We start from the raw sequence: 18,196 nt of genomic DNA, 5'->3' as shown, positions 1-18,196 counted from the left end.
TGCGATGGCTGGCCATATTGCAACCATGAAGTGGTGAAAAATCCCGCAAAGGGGCGCGCGGGCTGGAAGATCTGAACAGGGAGAGCCTGATGCCATCCGTCCGTTCCACAGGGAAGATTTTGCGTGTTGCCGCTGCCGCCCTGCTAGGCGCAGCGCTTGCGGGCTCGCCTGCTTTCGCAGCCAATGGCAATGGCGGCGGCAAGGGTGGTGGAAATGGCGGAGGCCATGGCGGGGGTAAAGGCAATTCCAGCCACAGCGCTTCGGTGGGCGGCGGCCACAAGACGACGAAGGCGAACAGCCACAAGACCGCCAAGACGTCTTCCGGCCAAAAGGTAGCGAAGGCGTCGATTTCTCATAGCCAGAAACCGACGAAGACCGTACCGGCCAACGAACTCGGGTCGTTGAACGGTTTCCTGCACGCTTCGCCGAAGGCCTATGCCAATGCCGCGCCGAACTCGGCGATCGGCAAGGTGCGCACCTATGCCGGGCTGTTGCAGGGCTATCTTTCGCCGCAGCCAGGCGCTACGCAGCCCACGCTGGCCGAGGTTGCAGCCTCTCTGGATGTCGCGGCGAACAAGCCGCTCTCAACCAGCAGCATCGAGGCGGTGAATGCCAGGCTGCAGGCAAATGACCCGGCGCTCGCACAATCGATCGACAATTATTCCGGTGGCGCTCCGGCATTGGCCGAAGCGATCGACAACGCGCTCTAGCCATCTGTCGGCTGCCAACGAAACGGTGTGCTGGCTTGTCGGCTGTACACCGCTTCCTTGCGCTTTGCCGGTCTAGGCAGGCTGTCGGTTCCAGGCCAAATCTGGCATGGAAATATGTCTTCAAACGGAACAATTCTCCCTCGGGTTGAATCCCGTCGGAATTGACAGGGTTAGCGCCCGGTAAATGGTAGCCGGCGCCAGCTTGAAATTTTACTCAGCATTTACCTTCGTTACGATTAGGCGCGTCGGAAAGCCCGGCTTTTACCAAGCAATCACCATTATCGGCACAGATGCCACGCCATCCGGCGGGAATCCTGCATTGCGGACATCGGTCCGGCAGGACGGAGAAGGGCGATGGCATTGGATAAATTCTTGGGGCTGGCCGGCCGTTTCGGCCGTGACCGTCATGGCAACTTCATGGTCATGGCCGGCGTCATCATGGGGTTGCTGGCGTTGGCCGTGGGCTTCGCTGTCGATGTGGGGCAAATGATGAATGCCCGCTCGGCGCTGAGCAACGCCATCGATGCCGCGGTGACCTCGACGGCGCGGGATCTGACCACAGGGACGGCGACCGAGGACGAGGCGAAAAAGATCATCAAGGTTTATCTGGACGCCAACAGTACCGGCGGAATTTTGACCAGCAACCAGATCGTGATCGACAAAGTGAACTTGGACCGTTCCAAGTTCACGCTTCAGGTCGAAGCCCATGTCGACGTGCCACTCTATTTCCCCTTGTTCGGATTGGAGAAGACGCGGCGGGTGTCGCAAACAGGCGCTGCCGTTTTTTCATTCAGGCAGATCGAGGTCGCGATGGTGCTCGACCTCACTGGGTCGATGGCCCAGGGAACAAAGATGGCGGACCTCAAGGCCGCTGCAAAGGTGGCGATCGATAAGATCTTTGAGAATCAGAGTCCTACCCGGCCACGGGTGCGTGTGGCGCTGATTCCTTACGCAAATGCGGTGAATGTCGGCAGCGGCCTGGCGGCAAGCTCCGTCTTCATTGAAAACACGGCGAGCGACCGAAAGCAGGCACCGGGCAATACCATGCAGCGACCTGCGGCGAATACAAGCAACAGCACGAACAATCCATACAATTGCGCTACCGAGCGTAAGGGCAAAGACCAATATACCATGGACTATACCGATGATGGTCCCGAACGCAGTATGGTCAATCGGGACAAGATCTTGCCGGGTTATGCTGGCGGAGACCTTGGACGAGGCAGCGAAACTTTGATCTGTCCAACGGCGGAAATAATGCCGCTCACGTCGAACGCCGAGGCTCTGAAGGCAAGAATTGCCTCATTTGTAAAAGATGACAAAGGGGGCGGCACGGCCGGCCATATCGGTGTGCAGTGGGGTTGGTACATGCTATCGCCGAATTGGGCAGGGGTGCTCGCCGAATCGCAGCAGCCTATGGGCTATGACAATACCAAGATAGGCAAATACGCGATCCTGATGACGGACGGTCTATTCAACCAGTCCTTTTTCGATGCTGCTGATTCTTTCGGGGTGTACGATCCGGACGGCAAAGCCACGACGCGCAACGCGTCCGTCAAGCTTTGCCAAGGCATGCGTGCCAAGGGGATCGAAATCTACACAATCGGCTTCGATCTCTACAATCGCTTCGTTACCGCCAGTGCCAGGGCCAAGGCTATTGATCTATTGCAGAAATGCGCCAGCCCCGACAGCGGTGGTACAAAGCACTTCTTTGATGCCTCCACTGGACCGGAGCTGGAGGCGGCTTTCAAAAATATCGCCGACAACATGAACAGGCTGGCTCTGACGAAATAGCCTGTCCGCCAACGTCCTCACAAACGGAAAAGGCCGCCACATCTTGCGATGGGCGGCCTTCCGTGGCTTTCGTCCAGGCGCGGCCCGTGGCCACGATCCCTTCGGATCGTGCGCCGCGCGTCTCGCGCTTCAGCGGAGAGGCTGCTCCCCGTGAAGGCGATCCGCCGGGATCACGCTCTGGAAAACGAAATCACTCGACATTGGATCACCTCCTTTCAGTTCGTTGAACACGCGCACAAAGTGGGGTGTTTTGGCGCCAAGCGCAAGTGCAAGACCGCAACAGTTTCACGCCGCCGGAATTCCGGGGTTCGCCAGATACAGAATGTCGTAGGCGGAGCCTCGCTCGGGCGTGCTTGCCGCCTCGGCAGAAAGCCGGAAACGCGACAGGCGCCAGTTGGCCAGGTCGATCGCCGTCACCGCCGCATAGGTGCCGGCCTGGCTGACGATCGAGGTGTTACGTTCGCTTTCGCTGCGTTTCAGCGCCGAGAAATCGGTCACCGGATCGATCAGGACGTCTTCTCGATAGACGGCACGTGCGCCGGTGGCCGATCCGAGATGGATATCGAGCGGCAGCCATGTCTCGATGGCCGGGCGGCCGAAGCCGTCGATCACCTTCTGGAAACGCTCGCCAGTGATGAAGTCGCTGGCTGCCTCGTCCTCCAGCCACAGATAAAGCGAGGAATAGGCGTTGTTGATCGCGCCGTTCTCGCCGCGCCGCTGCGCGATGAAGGTCTTGAAGCCGAGGCCGAGCGTGTCGTCCCAATCCGGACCCAGGCTGGCGGCCCGCCTGGCGAGCTTGTCCATCTCGTAGTCGGCGGGAAGACGATGGATGTACTGCATCATCAACATGGCTTTGCTCCTGTTTGCATGGAGCTTGTCATGAGAGAATGATTATGAAAACATATTATCGGATATATCTATCATAAGTTTTGAACATGAGTGATCAAGCACGGGTGCTCGATATCGATACCGTTCAGGCTTTCAGGCTGGTGGCGGATCTTGGCAGCTTCACCCGTGCCGCTGAGGTGCTGGATACGTCGCAAGCGACCATCAGCCTGAAACTCAAGCGGCTGGAAACCCGGCTCGGTCATCGGCTTCTGGAGCGGACACCGCGCCATGTCAGCCTGACTGCTCAGGGGGAGCGTTTCCTGCCGGCGGCGCGCAATCTGCTCGATGCGCATGAGCGCGCGCTGTCGGGTATTCAGGCTGTGGCACCCAGCCGGCTGACGCTCGGCATCAGCGATCATGTCGCGGGACCGGAATTGCCGCTGCTGCTTGCAAGGCTGAACGCCTATGACCCGTCGCTGGTGGTAGAGGTGCGTATCGCCTCTTCGCGTGACGTGGTTGCCCGCTACGCTCATGGCGAATTGGATGCGGTGATCGCGCGTCGCGGCGACGACAATGCCGATGGCGAGATCCTGTTTCGCGAACCATTTCGCTGGTTCGCGTCGCCGTCATTCCAGTACCGATCGGGCGAGCCGCTCCGGCTGGCCGCATTGGCCGCGCCGTGCGGAATCCGGGCGCTCGCCATCGACGCGCTGGACGAAGCGGGTCTGCCGTGGAGGGAAGCTTTCGTCGGCGGGGGCGTTCTGGCGCTCGGCGCGGCGGTCAGCGCCGGCCTGGCTGTGGCGGCGCTCGCGCAAAGGGTTGCGCCGGCCGGCGCTGTCGATGTCGGCGAGAGCTTCGGCCTGCCCTCGTTGGGGGCGCAGGATATCGTCCTGATGGCGCGACCGGGGCGGCGTGACGTGCGCGAGGTGGTGAAGGTTCTTGCCGCCGCCTTCAGGAGCGCAGCCGGGCGATGATGAGTTTCTTGCGAAATTAACGCCAGCCGGCAGCGTTCATCTGGCAGCCATGTTGATCGAGTATCACGTCGTGCTGACGGAGAAACGGAAATGAGCCACCCTGCCGTGCGCGACATCGACAAGATCTATCCGAGGCAGGAATTCGTCGCCAAGCTGCGCCGGCTGGCCGACGCGCTGGAAGCCGGGAAAAGGTTCGAGATCAGCATCGATGGCGAAAAAATCCGCGTTCCGGCCGGCGCGGTGGCCAGCATCGAGCACGAACGCGGCGAGGGCGAGGAAGAGATCGAATTCCAGCTCAGGTGGAACCGTGAAATCGCCGGAGACGAAAGCGCCTCCGGCGATTGATCGATCCCTATAGAAGCGGACCTAGGCCTTCTTGTTCTGCCGGTTGCTGACGAGATCGTCGACGACGGCAGGGTCGGCGAGGGTCGAGGTATCGCCGAGCGCGCCAAAATCGTCCTCGGCGATCTTGCGCAGGATGCGGCGCATGATCTTGCCCGAGCGCGTCTTGGGCAGACCCGGCGCGAACTGGATCTTGTCGGGCGAGGCGATCGCGCCGATCTCCTTGCGCACATGCGCGATCAGTTCCTTGCGCAGGTCTTCGGTCGGCACCACGCCCGCCATCAGCGTGACATAGGAGTAGATGCCCTGGCCCTTGATGTCGTGCGGATAGCCGACGACGGCGGCTTCCGACACCTTGTCGTGGGCGACGAGCGCGGACTCCACCTCCGCTGTCCCCATGCGGTGACCCGATACGTTGATGACGTCGTCGACGCGGCCGGTGATCCAGTAATAGCCGTCCTCGTCGCGGCGACAGCCGTCACCGGTGAAGTATTTGCCCTTGTAGGTCGAGAAGTAGGTCTGCACGAAGCGCTCGTGGTCGCCATAAACGGTGCGCATCTGGCCGGGCCAGGAGTCGGTGATGCACAGATTGCCGTCGGCAGCGCCTTCCAGCACCTTGCCGTCATTGTCGACCAGTTGCGGCATGATGCCGAAGAACGGTCTCGTCGCCGAGCCGGCCTTGAGGTCGGTGGCGCCGGGCAGCGGCGTGATCAGGATGCCGCCGGTCTCGGTCTGCCACCAGGTGTCGACGATCGGCACCTTCTTTTCGCCGACGACGTTGAAGTACCATTCCCAGGCTTCCGGATTGATCGGCTCGCCGACCGAGCCCAGCACGCGCAGGCTCTTGCGCGAGGTCTTCTTCACCGGCGCTTCGCCGGCGCCCATCAGCGCGCGAATGGCGGTGGGGGCGGTGTAGAAGATGTTGACCTGGTGCTTGTCGACGACCTCCCAGAAGCGTGACACCGACGGATAGTTGGGCACGCCCTCGAACATCAGCGTGGTGGCGCCGTTGGCGAGCGGGCCATAGAGGATGTAGCTGTGGCCTGTCACCCAGCCGACATCGGCCGTGCACCAGTAGATGTCGCCGTCATGGTAGTCGAAAACGTATTGGTGGGTGATCGACGCATAGACGAGATAGCCGGCGGTGGTGTGCAGAACGCCCTTCGGTTTGCCGGTCGAGCCCGAGGTGTAGAGGATGAACAGCGGATCTTCCGCCTTCATCTTCTCGGGCTTGCATTCGGCCTTAACCGTCCTGACCTCGTCGTGATACCAGAGGTCGCGGCCTTCCACCCAGCCGATCTTGCCGCCGGTGCGGCGCACCACGACAACCGACTTCACCGCCATCTTCTGCTTGGCGGCGATCTCGATCGCCTTGTCGGTGTTCTCCTTCAGCGGAATGCTCTTGCCGCCGCGCAGGCCCTCGTCGGCGGTGATGACGAAGGTCGATGCGGCATCGACGATGCGGCCGGCCAGCGCATCCGGCGAAAAACCGCCGAACACGACGGAATGGACAGCGCCGATACGGGTACAGGCCAGCATCGCATAGGCCGCCTCCGGGATCATCGGCATGTAGATGGTGACACGGTCGCCTTTCTTGACGCCGTGCTTCTTCATCACATTGGCGAGCCGGCAGACATGCTCGTGAAGCTCGTTATAGGTGATTTTCTTGTCGTCGTAGGGATTGTCGCCTTCCCAGATGATCGCGACCTGGTCGCCGCGCTTCTTCAGATGCCGGTCGATGCAGTTCACCGAGACGTTCAACTGCCCGTCCTCGAACCATTTGATCGATACCTTGCCGTCGAAGGAGGTGTTCTTGACCTTGGAATAGGGCTTGAACCAGTCGAGGCGCTTGCCGTGCTTGCCCCAGAACTTGTCCGGGTTTTTGACGCTCTCCGCGTACCATTTCACATACGTATCATTGTCGATCAGCGCATGCTTCTTCCACGCTGGCTGTACGCGGTGGACCTTCGCCTCGGTCATGTCTTGGTCTTCCTCCTGAGATCGGCCGCCGGACGGCGGCGTTGCGACCGGTGGGCCGCGAAAATCGCGGGCATTATTATCAGTTCGGACGTTACGGCAATATTAGACATTGGGTTTGTCCGTTCGTAACAGAAAATTGCTCGCGGTAGTCCGCTGTCAGGTCGAACCGAAAGCCCGGCTCACGCGTTTAAAGGCATGGTTAAGGTTCGAGGCGCACAGTTTTCACGGGAGGACCAGCAGGGGGGTGTTGAAGCCCATCACACCCGAGATCAACTTGCGAGGGCTGTCATGCGCGACCATTCCGAACTGGAACTGCTCCTCAAGGGGTACGGGCTGACCACGGCCCGCATCCTCTATCACTATCCGGATCATCCGCATCTGCTGCAGACTTATGTCTGGCAGGACTACGACATCGCTCCGAAATTCCCGATACTGGGCGCTTTCATCACGTTCTGGCGCGAGAAGCTCGAAGGGCCGCTGCATTCCGTGTGCTTCACGCATCAGAAACTGATCGCGGCCAATGAATGGCGCAAGGTCGACGGCGAGATTCTGCTGCACTGACCAGTCTCCCGAGCGACTAACCCAACAGCCGTGCCAGGATCGCGAAGGCGAGCATGCCGAAGGCGACCGCGGCGATCGGCAGCAGGATTTCAAGTGTCGCGTCGGCGCCTGACATCCGCCCGCGATCGATGCCGATCTCCTCGCTTTTCCAATCCTTGAAGCGAGGTACTTTTCGACCTTTGTCTTGTCCGGTCCGCTGACGATAGGCATGGCGCGTGTGCCAGGCGGACAGCGGCAGGATGACGCTGACGGCAATGAAGCCGGTCATGATCATCAACAGATAATCGGTATAGCCACTTCCAGCAAAGCCGATCCAGGCCGACACCACGTAGAGCGCGGCAAGGCCGATCAGTGCGTAATAGACATTTGGGTGCAGACGGTCCGGCGAGCGGACGGGGATCTTGGTCATGATGGCCTCCTTCGCTTGGCAAAGGAACGGCCCTTCTGGGTCGCTCAGTCCTGATCACAATATGGGGTGCATCCGCACGCTTTCCACCAACGATCTTCCCTGGAGCGTTTCCGTTTTTCACGGAAACGCGGAAACGCTCTAAGTTTTAGTTTTGACGCAATTCCGGACGGAAAACCGCTGCGCACTTTTCCTGGAATTGCTGTAGCGGAAATCCTCGCTTGACAAGACGCCGGCGATTGATTGTCATGCGGTCAATTGGTCAGTCCAATTGACCGCATGACTCGACCACAAGGGAGGAGGTGGGCGTTGTGCCCATCGAGACAATCGTGCCGCGTCGGCTCTACCGTCAGGTAGCCGACCAGCTCAGGCAACTTTTCGACAGCGGCGAATACGTCGTGGGCGATCGGTTGCCGCCGGAGCGCGAACTGGCGGAGCGGATGGGTATTTCACGCCCGACGATCCGGGAGGCCCTGATCGCATTGGAGGTCGAGGGAAGGGTACGCATTCGGGTCGGCTCGGGGATATATGTCGTCAAGCCGCCACCCGTTCCTCCGGTTCCTACCACCGGCGAAGGACCTTTCGAGTTGTTGCGTGCGCGGGAATTCCTCGAGAGCGCGATCGCCGAAGAGGCTGCCCGGCTGGCGAAGCCCGCCGATGTCGCCGTTCTCGATGAAATCCTGGAGAAGATGGCTAGCAAGGCCAATCCCGACCATGTGACGATCGCCCTCGATCGCGCGTTCCACACCGCCATCGCAACAATTCCTGGAAATGCAGTGCTGACGCGGGTCGTTGGGGAACTGTTCGACCAGCGCCTGACGCCGTTCTTCGAGCGACTGTCGAGCTATTTCGAGGATCCGACAACCTGGCAGGCGGCGGTGGAGGAGCACCGCCATATCCGTGACGCAATCGCCGCGGGCGACATGGTTCGCGCCAAAGCCGCGATGCGGAACCATCTGGGCAAATCCCAGGAGCGTTTCTCGAGAAGTTTCAACAAATCCAAATCCAGAACGACGTCGGAAGGCACGTTCTCCAGACACAGTGCATGAGGATCAGCCAACAGACCAGCAACTCCCGGGAGGAAAGAATGCCATATCGTTTGACGACACTATTTGCCGCCGCGGCCGTGCTTGCTCTTTCGGCATCGGCTGCCTTTGCACAGACAGTACTCAAATGGGCTCATGTCTACGAGACATCCGAACCGTTCCACACCGAGGCGGTGTGGGCCGCCGAGGAAATCGCCAAGCGTACCGACGGCCGCTACAAGATCGATGTCTTTCCCGCTTCCCAGCTCGGCAAGGAGGCCGACATCAACCAGGGGCTGACGCTGGGCACGGTCGACATCATCATATCCGGTTCCAGCTTTGCTGCGCGTGAATACCCTCCAATCGGCGTCACCTACTTCCCCTTCATCTTCCGCGATGCCGACCACCTGCTCAAATACACAAAGAGCGATACCTACAAGGCGCTGACCAAGGGCTATGAGGAGAAGTCCGGTCACCACATCGCCGCGACGACCTACTACGGCACACGGCACACGACTTCGAATCGTCCGATCGCCAAATGCGCCGACATGCAGGGGTTGAAGATACGTGTGCCCGATGTGCCGGCTTATCTCGCCATGCCGCGCGCCTGCGGCGCCAACACCGCACCGATCGCCTTCGCCGAAGTCTATCTTGCGCTGCAGAACGGCACGGTCGAGGCGCAGGAAAATCCGCTCACCACGATCGAGGCCAAGAAATTCTTCGAGGTGCAGAAGAACATCGTCCTGACGGGACATATCGTCGACCATCTGAACACGATTGTTTCGCAGTCTCGCTGGGCATCGTTGTCCGACGAGGACAAGGCGATCTTCACCGAGGTGATGCAGGAAGCCGCCGCGCGCGCTACCGCCAAGATCGTGGCCCGCGAGAAAGAGCTGGTGCAGGTGTTCAAGGATCGCGGCCTCTCGGTGACGGAGGTCGACCGTGCCGACTTCGAGAAGAACGTCATGGAAAAAGTCACCTTCGAGGAGTTCGGCTACAACAAGGCCGACTGGGAAGCGATCCGCGCCATCAAGTAGGTGTCATCCTCCGCCGCCCGGCGTGAGCCGGGCGGTTTCCATCCCTTACACGAGAGTGTTTCCGTTTTCATGGAAACGCGGAAGTGCTCTAACTCTTTGTTTTTACGCAATTCCGGACGGAAACCATACACACTTTTCCTGGAATTGCCCTAAGCTTCGGAGCGGCGCCGATGGCCCAGGAACATCACACGCAGATTACAACCGAGGAGATCGCTCAGGCCTTCGAGGAGGAGGCGGCGCCGGTCGACCTGTCGGATCGTGGTATCGAGGACTGGGTCACCCTTGCGGTGTTCTGGGGAATGGTGGCTTGCGTCTTCCTCCAGTTCTTCACCCGCTACGCGCTGAACAACAGCCTGGCATGGACCGAGGAGATCGCGATCAACGCCCTGGTGGTCGTGGTGTTCATGGGGGCAGCCATGTGCGTGCGCCTGTCGCGCCATATCCATGTCGACGTGCTCTACCATTACCTGCCGCAACGCATCGGACGCATGCTGGCGATTTCCGTCGACGTGATCCGCGTGGCGTTCTTCACCTATGCCGCCTGGCTGATGTGGCGCTACGTGGCCATCGTCGCCCGTGAGCGCATGGTCACGGTCGACCTGCCGCGCCGCTGGTTCTTCTACCTCGTGCTGGCCGGTTTCGTTCTCATGTTGCTGCGCTCGATCCAGGTTTTCATAGGCAACTATCGCCGCGGCTATTCGGTGCTCGAACGGCCGGATGCGTTCGAAACAACGGGGATCTGAGCCATGTTGCTGTTGGTCGGAGGTTTCCTGCTGCTCATGCTGATCGGCGTACCCGTTGCCGTCTCCATGGCGGTGGCGTCGGTGCTCTATCTCATCCTCTATGGCGTCGCGCCGGACATCATCGCGGCACAGCGCATGATCGCGGGCGTCGAGAGCTTTCCGCTGCTTGCCGTGCCGTTCTTTATCCTCGCCGGCAATCTGATGAACATCGCCGGTGTCACGGGCCGGATCTATTCCTTCGCGCTGGCCCTCGTCGGCTGGATGAAGGGTGGGCTGGCGCAGGTCAACATCGTCGGTTCCGTGATTTTCTCCGGCATGTCGGGCACAGCCTTGGCCGACGCCGCCGGCATCGGCACGATCGAGATCAAGGCAATGAAGGACCATGGCTATCCAGTCGAGGCCGCCGTCGGCGTCACCGCCGCGTCCGCCACGCTCGGGCCGATCTTTCCGCCGTCGCTGCCCTTTGTGATCTACGGGATGATGGCGAATGTTTCGATCGGCGCGCTTTTCATGGCGGGCGTATTGCCGGGCGTCGTCATGACGCTGCTGATGATGATCACCGTCGCGATCTTCGCCTACAGACGCGGCTGGGGTTCCGACACGGCATTTTCCGTCCGCAAGCTCATGGAGGCGAGCGTTGAGGTCGTGGTCGTGCTGGCCTTCCCGGTCATGGTCTATCTTCTGGTGCTCGCCGGCCTGTCGGTCAACCTGGCGGTCGGCATCGCTCTGGTCTTGCTCGTTGCTGTAGACTGGTATTTCGATTTCTCGGCGGTGATGGCGCTGATGACGCCGGTCATCCTCATCGGGGGCATGACCATGGGCTGGTTCACGCCGACCGAGGCGGCGATGGCGGCCGTCATCTGGTCGTTGTTTCTCGGGTTGGTCCGTTACCGCACCATGACATTGTCCCTGCTTGCCAAAGCGAGCCTGGACACCATCGAGACCACCGCGTCGGTGCTTTTCATCGTGACGGCTGCTTCGATCTTCGCATGGCTGCTGACGGTCAGTCAGGCCGCGCAGTTGTTCTCCGGCTTCATCTTCGGCCTGACCGAGAACAAGTGGGTGTTCCTGATCCTGGTCAACATATTGATGCTCGTGGTCGGCTGCTTCCTCGATACGATCGCCGCGATCACCATCCTGGTGCCGATCCTTCTGCCCGTGGCGGTGGTCTACGGGATCGACCCGGTGCATTTCGGCCTGATCATGACACTCAACCTGATGATAGGCCTGTTGCACCCGCCGCTCGGCATGGTGCTGTTCGTGCTGTCGCGGGTCGCCAAACTGTCGGTGGAACGGACCACCATGGCGATCTTGCCCTGGCTGGTGCCGTTGGTCATCGCACTGCTCCTGATCACCTTCATTCCCCAAATCTCGCTGTGGCTGCCGACGCAGATGGAGTTGATACGATGAACTTCGCACACGCAGCGACGCTGTTCGGCCCGGAGGATCTCCGGGTCGTGGAACGCGACCTCGGCGCGCTGCCGCCGGGGATGGTGCGGGTCCGTTTCCGCGCCGGCGGCATCTGCGGTTCGGACATGCACTATTTCCGCCACGCCCGCACCGGCGATTTCATCGTTACGTCGCCGCTCGTCCTGGGTCACGAGGTGGCTGGCGAGGTGGTCGAGATCAACGGCAAGGCCGACGGTCTCGCCATCGGTGATCACGTCGCCGTCAACCCGTCGCGCTGGTGCGGAACATGTGTGCGCTGCCGCGAGGGCCGGCCCAACCTCTGTGAGAATATCTACTTCATGGGCTCGGCTTCGAAGACCCCACATATGCAGGGCGGATTCTCCACCCTGTTCGATGCCACGCCTGCCCAATGCGTGAAGGTGCCGGAGAATCTGCCTTTTGCGGCTGCTGCCTTGGCCGAGCCGCTCGCCGTTGCGTTGCACGCCGTGGTGCGCGCCGGAGATGTAAAGGGGCGGCATGTCGCGCTGTTCGGAGCCGGGCCAATCGGGCTGCTCTCCATGTTGGCCGCTCGGCTTGCCGGCGCGGGCCGCACCACCATGGTCGACATCGCGACCCAGCCACTGGCCTTTGCCAAGACGTTGGGGGCCGACCGCGTGGTGGACATCGGCGCGGACGAAGCCCGTCTCGGCGAAGCCTCGGCCGCAGATCCGATCGATGTCGCGCTGGAGGTTTCGGGTACCGCCGCCGGGCTGGCATCGGCGATCCGCACGGTGCGGCGCGGCGGGACGGTGGTTCTGGTCGGAAATCTTCCGGGCGGCGAGATCGCAGTGCCGGCCAATGCCATCATGGCCAAGGAACTCGATGTCAGAGGCACCTTCCGCTTTGGCCAAGAGTTCCGCCAGGCGGTCGAACTGATCATCTCCGGCGCCGTGGATGTGCAGCGGCTGATCACGGCGACGCGCCCGCTGGCTGAAGCACCGGATGCTTTCCGTCTCGCGCTCGACCGCGGTCGCAGTATCAAGGTCATTCTCACCGGCGATTGACAACGGCATCGGCGGCTCTATCACAGGCTTAGTAGGAGCTTGCGACGACCAATCGAATCCGCTTGCTGGCCGATTGGTCTTTCGGCCGAGGCGGCCTTTGTTGCACGCTTCGAATCAACCTTTTTTGAGGAAGTGCTATGAAAACCAAGATGCTTGCGGGCGTTGCCCTTGCCACTTTGATGGCTTTCGCATCGACGGCCCGGGCCGACATCGTCATCGGGCTTGTCGCACCGCTGACCGGTCCGGTCGCCGCCTATGGTGACCAGGTCAAGAATGGTGCCGAAGCCGCCGTGGAAGTCATCAACAAGGATGGTGGCATCAAGGGCGAAAAAGTCGTGCTGAAGCTCGCCGACGATGCCGGCGATCCGAAACAGGGCGTTTCCGCCGCCAACCAACTGGTCGGCGAAGGCGTGAAGTTCGTCGTCGGTCCGGTCACCTCGGGCGTCGCCATGGCGGCCTCGGACGTGTTCGCCGAGAACGGCGTGCTGATGGTGACGCCGACCGCGACCGCGCCGGACCTGACCAACCGTGGCCTCACCAACATCCTGCGCACCTGCGGCCGTGACGACCAGCAGGCGGAAGTGGCGGCTGCCTATGTGGTGAAGAACCTGAAAGACAAGAAGGTTGCCATCGTCGACGACAAGGGCACTTACGGCAAGGGTCTGGCCGACTCCTTCAAGAAGGCGATCAATGCCGGCGGCATCAAGGAAGTCAGCCACAACTCGCTGACCCCGGGCGAAAAGGACCTTTCGGCTCTGGTTACGCGCCTGAAGTCGGACGGCGCTGAAGTGATCTATTTCGGCGGCTACCACCCCGAGGGCGGCCTGCTTGCCCGTCAGCTGGCTGACGCCGGCGTCAAGGCGCTGATCATCGGCGGCGAAGGCCTGTCCAACACCGAGTATTGGGCAATCGGCAACCAGGCTGCTGCCGGCACGCTGTTCACCAACGCAACCGATGCGTTGAAGAACCCGGACTCGGCTCAGGCCGTCGAGGCGCTGAAGGCCAAGAACATCCCGGCGGAAGCCTTCACGCTCAACGCCTATGCCGCCGTCCAGGTGCTGAAAGCCGGCATCGAGAAGGCCGGCAAGGACGATCCGGCGGCTGTCGGCACCGCGCTCAAGGGTGGTGAAGCCATCCCGACTGCCATCGGAAAGCTGACCTACGGCGAGACGGGCGACCTGACCAGCCCGAGCTTCTCGCTGTTCAAGTGGGAAGACGGCAAGATCGTCGCTGCTGAGTAAGTTCGACGAATTGATAAAAAGAAGGCCGGGACGTTCCCGGCCTTCTTTTTTTGACCTGAGTGGAGCGCGTTATCGGTGGCCGAAAATGGCCGAGCCGACCCGCACCGAGCTGGCGCCGAAGGCCACCGCCAGTTCGTAATCGCCGGACATGCCCATCGACAGTTTCTCGACACCGGCCTCGCGGGCGAGTTTTTCCAGCAGCGCGAAGTGTGGCCCGGGGTTCTCCTCCGCCGGCGGGATGCACATCAGCCCCTCGATGGCGAGATCGTGCACGTCGCGGCAGCGTGCGACGAAGGCCACGGCATCCTTCGGTTCGATGCCCGCCTTCTGGGGTTCCGAGCCGGTGTTCACCTGCACATAGAGCTTTGGCGCCTTGCCTTGCCTGGCAATTTCTTTTGCCAGTTCCGACGCGATCTTCTCGCGGTCGACCGTTTCGATGACGTCGAACAGCGCGACGGCTTCCTTTGCCTTGTTGGACTGCAGCGGACCGATCAGGTGCAGCTCGATGCCGGGAAATTCCTGGCGCAGCGCGGGCCACTTGCCTTGCGCTTCCTGCACGCGGTTTTCGCCGAAGACGCGCTGGCCGGCGGCAACCACCGGGCGGATGGCGTCGGCCTCGAAGGTCTTGGAAACCGCAACCAGGGTCACGGCTCCCGCTGTCCGGTCCGCTTCGCGCTCGGCGGCTGCGATTCTCGCCTTGACCTTTTCGAGTTGCTGAACCGCGTCACTCATGTGCCAACCTGTCCTGATCCTGCTGTTTTTGCCGGGCCCTGCTGCCCATATGGTTGACGGGTCCCTGAAAGCATGGTGAAGACCCGGACCATGTCCTTGAACCGCCAATCAACCGGCGGTTTCCCGCATGCTTTGTAAGTGAAAAACCGGCCATGGCAACCGAACGATACAATCCCCGCGCAGCAGAGCCCAGGTGGCAGAAGGCATGGGACGAGGCTAAGCTCTTCGAGACGAAGAACGACGATCCACGACCGAAATACTACGTGCTCGAGATGTTCCCCTATCCTTCGGGGCGTATCCATATGGGCCACGTGCGCAACTACACGATGGGCGATGTCGTGGCGCGCTGGCGCCGTGCCATGGGCTACAACGTGCTGCATCCGATGGGCTGGGACGCCTTCGGCCTGCCGGCGGAGAACGCGGCGCGCGACAACAAGGTCAATCCGCGCGACTGGACCTACAAGAACATCGAGACGATGAAGGGCCAGCTGAAGACCATGGGCCTGTCGCTCGACTGGGCACGTGAGATCGCGACCTGCGACCCGAGCTATTACAAACACCAGCAGAAGATCTTCCTGGATTTCTGGAAGTCCGGACTGGTCGAACGCAAATCAGCCAAGGTCAACTGGGATCCGGTCGACATGACCGTGCTGGCCAACGAACAGGTCATCGACGGGCGCGGCTGGCGCTCCGGTGCGCCGGTGGAGCAGCGCGACCTGACGCAATGGTTCTTCAAGATCACCTCGATGAGCCAGGATCTGCTGGACAGCCTGGACACGCTGGACAAGTGGCCGGAAAAGGTCCGCATCATGCAGGCCAACTGGATCGGCCGTTCCGAGGGCCTGCTGGTCCGCTGGGCGCTGGCCAATCCGCCAGCCGGCGAAAGCGAGCTGGAAGTCTACACGACGCGCCCGGACACGATCTTCGGCGCTTCCTTTATGGCGATCGCCGCGGATCACCCGCTGGCCAAGAAGGTCGCCGCAGACAATCCTGAACTGGCTGCCTTCATCGAGGACGTGCGCCACATGGGTACGTCGGCGGCGACGCTGGAGACGGCCGAGAAGAAGGGCTTCGATACCGGCCTGCGCGTCGTTCATCCGTTCGACGAGAACTGGACGCTGCCGGTCTATGTCGCCAATTTCGTGCTGATGGATTACGGCACGGGCGCGATCTTCGGCTGCCCCGGCCACGATCAGCGCGACCTCGACTTCGCCAACAAATACGGCCTGCCGGTCACTCCCGTCGTGCTGCCGGATGGTGGGGATGCCAAGAGCTTCCATATTACGGAAGAGGCCTTTGTCGACGATGGCGCGATGATCAATTCACGCTTCCTCGACGGCATGCGCTTCAGGGAGGCCTTCGACGAGGTGGCGACCAGATTGTCCGGTGTGACGATCGGCAACCGGCCGCAGGCCGAGCGCAAGGTGCAGTTCCGCCTGCGTGACTGGCTGATCTCGCGCCAACGCTATTGGGGCTGCCCGATCCCGGTCATTCATTGCGAGTCCTGCGGCGCCGTGCCGGTGCCGGCAAAGGACTTGCCGGTCGAACTGCCGACCGACGTCACGTTCGACAAGCCGGGCAACCCGCTCGACCATCATCCGAGCTGGAAGCATGTCGGGTGCCCGCAATGCGGCAAGCCGGCCCGGCGTGACACCGACACGATGGATACCTTCGTCGATTCGTCCTGGTATTTCGCGCGCTTCACCGATCCGTGGAACGACAAGGCGCCGACCACGCTTGAGTACGCCGACGGCAAGAACGGCTGGCTGCCGGTCAGGCAGTATATCGGCGGTATCGAGCATGCGATCCTGCACCTGCTCTATTCGCGTTTCTTCACGCGTGCCATGCAGGTCACCGGCCACCTCAATGAGGTGAAGGAGCCGTTCGAAGGCATGTTCACCCAGGGTATGGTGGTGCACGAGACCTATCGTGCCGGCACCGGCCCGAATGCGTATTGGGTGCAGCCGGTGGACGTGAACATCGTGGATGTCGACGGCAAGCGCAGCGCTACGCTGATTGCAGACGGCAGCCCGGTCGAGATCGGCGCGATCGAAAAAATGTCGAAGTCGAAAAAGAACGTCGTCGATCCGGATGACATTCTGGCGAGCTACGGCGCCGACACGGCACGCTGGTTCATGCTGTCGGATTCGCCGCCGGAGCGCGACGTGATCTGGACCGAGGCTGGTGTGGAAGGCGCGCACCGTTTCGTGCAGCGCATCTGGCGGCTGGTTTCCGAGACGGCGCCTGCTCTGACGGGCGTTGCGGCTTCGGCTGCAAGCGATGGTGCCGCCGCGGCGATTTCGAAGGCTGTTCACAAGACGGTGAAGGCCGTCGGTGAAGACATCGAACGGCTGTCCTTCAACAAGGCGGTCGCCCGTCTCTACGAATTGCTCAACACGATCCAGCCGGCGGCAACTGCGCTTGTCGACGGCAAGGGCGATCAGGCTGGCGCCGCCGCGTTGCGCGAGGCGATCGAGGCGCTTGTCGTGATGATCGCGCCGATGATGCCGCATCTGGCCGAAGAGTGCTGGTCGGTACTGGGCGGCGAGGGGTTTGTGGCGAATCAGCCCTGGCCGCGCTTCGATCCTGCGCTGGTGGTCGACAACGATGTCGTCTATCCGATACAGATCAACGGCAAGAAGCGTGGCGATTTGACAATCGCCCGCGACGCAGACCAAGCTCAGGTCGAACAGGCCGTCATGGCCCTGGACTTCGTACAGAAGGCGCTCGAGGGCAAGGCGCCGCGCAAGGTGATCGTCGTGCCCCAGAGGATCGTCAATGTCGTTGCCTGACAATCGGAAGACAGCGGCTCTGTCCGTGCGCCGTACGGTGCTTTTTGGCCTGTTCGCAGGCATGGCGTTGGTTTCGGCCTGCCAGGTCCGTCCGCTCTACTCGAGCCAGCCGCTTTCGGCCAGTTCGACGGTGAGCGCGCGCGAGGAACTCGCCTCGATCGCAGTGAAGCCGGTTTCGTCGCGTTATGCCCAGCAGGTGCGCAACAACCTGATCTTTGCGTTGACGGGAGGGGGCGAGCGTCCGACCGCGCCCGTCTATTCGCTGACGCTCAATGTCACGGAATCGGTGATCTCCACGGCAACGATCCAAGTTGCCAAGGACCAGGACCAGCCGACCGCAGGTACCGTAATCATGACGGCAGCCTACACGCTGACCGACGCGAAGACCGGCAAGGCGGTCTCCAACGGGCAACGCTCGATCTCCTCGTCCTTTGACAAGCCAGGCCAGGAATTCGCGTCTTATCGTGCGCAGCTCGATGCCGAGAATCGTGCGGCGCGCGAATTGGCTGAACTGCTGCATCTGGCGCTGGCGCAGGATCTCGCCAAACCCGGCGCCAGGTAGCCGGCGTCAGCGGCGCGCT

Annotated in this window: 17 protein-coding genes; 13 read left to right on the top strand and 4 right to left on the bottom strand. The window is 61.5% G+C overall.

Going from position 1 to position 18,196, the window contains the following annotated elements; translation table 11 throughout:
• Nucleotides 1-89 precede the first annotated feature (89 nt).
• Nucleotides 90-710, top strand: a complete 621-nt coding sequence (locus ACFWXH_RS19905; protein WP_379123076.1) for a hypothetical protein — start codon at nt 90-92, stop codon at nt 708-710.
• Between the two features lie 354 nt (nt 711-1,064).
• Nucleotides 1,065-2,501, top strand: a complete 1,437-nt coding sequence (locus ACFWXH_RS19900) for a pilus assembly protein TadG-related protein (protein WP_379123074.1) — start codon at nt 1,065-1,067, stop codon at nt 2,499-2,501.
• Between the two features lie 285 nt (nt 2,502-2,786).
• On the opposite strand, the gene ACFWXH_RS19895 is transcribed toward ACFWXH_RS19900, so the two are convergent.
• Nucleotides 2,787-3,350 carry a DUF4865 family protein gene (locus ACFWXH_RS19895; protein WP_379123072.1) on the bottom strand — a complete coding sequence of 188 codons (564 nt, stop codon included), beginning with the start codon at nt 3,348-3,350 and terminating at the stop codon, nt 2,787-2,789.
• An 86-nt stretch (nt 3,351-3,436) separates the two neighbouring features.
• On the opposite strand from ACFWXH_RS19895, the gene ACFWXH_RS19890 reads away from it, so the two are divergent.
• Nucleotides 3,437-4,303, top strand: coding sequence for a LysR family transcriptional regulator (locus ACFWXH_RS19890; RefSeq protein ID WP_379123070.1), 867 nt, complete (start codon nt 3,437-3,439; stop codon nt 4,301-4,303).
• 90 nt (nt 4,304-4,393) lie between these two features.
• Entirely contained in the window at nt 4,394-4,648 is a 255-nt protein-coding gene (locus ACFWXH_RS19885; RefSeq protein WP_379123068.1) for an amphi-Trp domain-containing protein, read from the top strand.
• Between the two features lie 21 nt (nt 4,649-4,669).
• On the opposite strand, the gene acs is transcribed toward ACFWXH_RS19885, so the two are convergent.
• The gene (acs, locus tag ACFWXH_RS19880; RefSeq protein ID WP_379123066.1) at nt 4,670-6,625 is read right to left on the bottom strand and encodes an acetate--CoA ligase; all 1,956 of its coding nucleotides are present in this window, start codon (nt 6,623-6,625) and stop codon (nt 4,670-4,672) included.
• A 288-nt stretch (nt 6,626-6,913) separates the two neighbouring features.
• Here acs and ACFWXH_RS19875 point away from each other — a divergent pair, with 288 nt between their 5' ends.
• Nucleotides 6,914-7,186, top strand: coding sequence for an usg protein (locus ACFWXH_RS19875; RefSeq protein WP_054310291.1), 273 nt, complete (start codon nt 6,914-6,916; stop codon nt 7,184-7,186).
• 16 nt (nt 7,187-7,202) lie between these two features.
• On the opposite strand, the gene ACFWXH_RS19870 is transcribed toward ACFWXH_RS19875, so the two are convergent.
• A complete protein-coding gene (locus ACFWXH_RS19870; protein WP_054310290.1) occupies nt 7,203-7,595 on the bottom strand; it encodes a hypothetical protein in 393 nt (130 codons plus the stop codon).
• Between the two features lie 308 nt (nt 7,596-7,903).
• Here ACFWXH_RS19870 and ACFWXH_RS19865 point away from each other — a divergent pair, with 308 nt between their 5' ends.
• The 6 genes from ACFWXH_RS19865 (at nt 7,904) to ACFWXH_RS19840 (ending at nt 14,091) form a co-directional block, all read left to right on the top strand.
• Nucleotides 7,904-8,641, top strand: coding sequence for a FadR/GntR family transcriptional regulator (locus ACFWXH_RS19865; RefSeq protein WP_379123064.1), 738 nt, complete (start codon nt 7,904-7,906; stop codon nt 8,639-8,641).
• Between the two features lie 38 nt (nt 8,642-8,679).
• A complete protein-coding gene (locus tag ACFWXH_RS19860; RefSeq protein WP_379123062.1) occupies nt 8,680-9,654 on the top strand; it encodes a sialic acid TRAP transporter substrate-binding protein SiaP in 975 nt (324 codons plus the stop codon).
• Between the two features lie 170 nt (nt 9,655-9,824).
• Entirely contained in the window at nt 9,825-10,397 is a 573-nt protein-coding gene (locus ACFWXH_RS19855) for a TRAP transporter small permease (RefSeq protein WP_054310288.1), read from the top strand.
• Between the two features lie 3 nt (nt 10,398-10,400).
• The gene (locus ACFWXH_RS19850; RefSeq protein ID WP_379123060.1) at nt 10,401-11,807 is read left to right on the top strand and encodes a TRAP transporter large permease; all 1,407 of its coding nucleotides are present in this window, start codon (nt 10,401-10,403) and stop codon (nt 11,805-11,807) included.
• Nucleotides 11,804-12,850, top strand: coding sequence for an L-idonate 5-dehydrogenase (locus ACFWXH_RS19845; RefSeq protein ID WP_379123058.1), 1,047 nt, complete (start codon nt 11,804-11,806; stop codon nt 12,848-12,850). The genes ACFWXH_RS19850 and ACFWXH_RS19845 overlap by 4 nt, the downstream gene beginning before the upstream one ends.
• A 137-nt stretch (nt 12,851-12,987) precedes the next feature.
• Entirely contained in the window at nt 12,988-14,091 is a 1,104-nt protein-coding gene (locus ACFWXH_RS19840; protein WP_379123056.1) for a branched-chain amino acid ABC transporter substrate-binding protein, read from the top strand.
• Nucleotides 14,092-14,160: 69 nt separating this feature from the next.
• On the opposite strand, the gene ACFWXH_RS19835 is transcribed toward ACFWXH_RS19840, so the two are convergent.
• Nucleotides 14,161-14,823 (bottom strand): YggS family pyridoxal phosphate-dependent enzyme, encoded by a 663-nt coding sequence (locus ACFWXH_RS19835; protein WP_379123054.1) that lies wholly within the window; start codon nt 14,821-14,823, stop codon nt 14,161-14,163.
• 152 nt (nt 14,824-14,975) lie between these two features.
• Here ACFWXH_RS19835 and leuS point away from each other — a divergent pair, with 152 nt between their 5' ends.
• The gene (gene leuS / locus ACFWXH_RS19830) at nt 14,976-17,615 is read left to right on the top strand and encodes a leucine--tRNA ligase (protein WP_379123052.1); all 2,640 of its coding nucleotides are present in this window, start codon (nt 14,976-14,978) and stop codon (nt 17,613-17,615) included.
• Nucleotides 17,602-18,177, top strand: a complete 576-nt coding sequence (gene lptE / locus ACFWXH_RS19825) for an LPS assembly lipoprotein LptE (protein ID WP_379123050.1) — start codon at nt 17,602-17,604, stop codon at nt 18,175-18,177. The genes leuS and lptE overlap by 14 nt, the downstream gene beginning before the upstream one ends.
• Nucleotides 18,178-18,196: the final 19 nt, after the last annotated feature.

This window comes from Mesorhizobium sp. NPDC059054 (assembly GCF_042739215.1).
Lineage (GTDB): Bacteria > Pseudomonadota > Alphaproteobacteria > Rhizobiales > Rhizobiaceae > Mesorhizobium.
Note: the sequence above shows the minus strand (reverse complement) of the source record. Positions and strands in the feature narration are given on the sequence as shown.

Excerpts from the sequence above, each read along its gene's own strand:
- ACFWXH_RS19905 (WP_379123076.1), top strand. The coding sequence starts at position 90 with ATGCCATCCGTCCGTTCCACAGGGAAGATTTTGCGTGTTGCCGCTGCC.
- ACFWXH_RS19900 (WP_379123074.1), top strand. The coding sequence starts at position 1,065 with ATGGCATTGGATAAATTCTTGGGGCTGGCCGGCCGTTTCGGCCGTGAC.
- ACFWXH_RS19895 (WP_379123072.1), bottom strand. The coding sequence starts at position 3,350 with ATGTTGATGATGCAGTACATCCATCGTCTTCCCGCCGACTACGAGATG.
- ACFWXH_RS19890 (WP_379123070.1), top strand. The coding sequence starts at position 3,437 with ATGAGTGATCAAGCACGGGTGCTCGATATCGATACCGTTCAGGCTTTC.
- ACFWXH_RS19885 (WP_379123068.1), top strand. The coding sequence starts at position 4,394 with ATGAGCCACCCTGCCGTGCGCGACATCGACAAGATCTATCCGAGGCAG.
- acs (WP_379123066.1), bottom strand. The coding sequence starts at position 6,625 with ATGACCGAGGCGAAGGTCCACCGCGTACAGCCAGCGTGGAAGAAGCAT.
- ACFWXH_RS19875 (WP_054310291.1), top strand. The coding sequence starts at position 6,914 with ATGCGCGACCATTCCGAACTGGAACTGCTCCTCAAGGGGTACGGGCTG.
- ACFWXH_RS19870 (WP_054310290.1), bottom strand. The coding sequence starts at position 7,595 with ATGACCAAGATCCCCGTCCGCTCGCCGGACCGTCTGCACCCAAATGTC.
- ACFWXH_RS19860 (WP_379123062.1), top strand. The coding sequence starts at position 8,680 with ATGCCATATCGTTTGACGACACTATTTGCCGCCGCGGCCGTGCTTGCT.
- ACFWXH_RS19855 (WP_054310288.1), top strand. The coding sequence starts at position 9,825 with ATGGCCCAGGAACATCACACGCAGATTACAACCGAGGAGATCGCTCAG.
- ACFWXH_RS19850 (WP_379123060.1), top strand. The coding sequence starts at position 10,401 with ATGTTGCTGTTGGTCGGAGGTTTCCTGCTGCTCATGCTGATCGGCGTA.
- ACFWXH_RS19845 (WP_379123058.1), top strand. The coding sequence starts at position 11,804 with ATGAACTTCGCACACGCAGCGACGCTGTTCGGCCCGGAGGATCTCCGG.
- ACFWXH_RS19840 (WP_379123056.1), top strand. The coding sequence starts at position 12,988 with ATGAAAACCAAGATGCTTGCGGGCGTTGCCCTTGCCACTTTGATGGCT.
- ACFWXH_RS19835 (WP_379123054.1), bottom strand. The coding sequence starts at position 14,823 with ATGAGTGACGCGGTTCAGCAACTCGAAAAGGTCAAGGCGAGAATCGCA.
- leuS (WP_379123052.1), top strand. The coding sequence starts at position 14,976 with ATGGCAACCGAACGATACAATCCCCGCGCAGCAGAGCCCAGGTGGCAG.
- lptE (WP_379123050.1), top strand. The coding sequence starts at position 17,602 with ATGTCGTTGCCTGACAATCGGAAGACAGCGGCTCTGTCCGTGCGCCGT.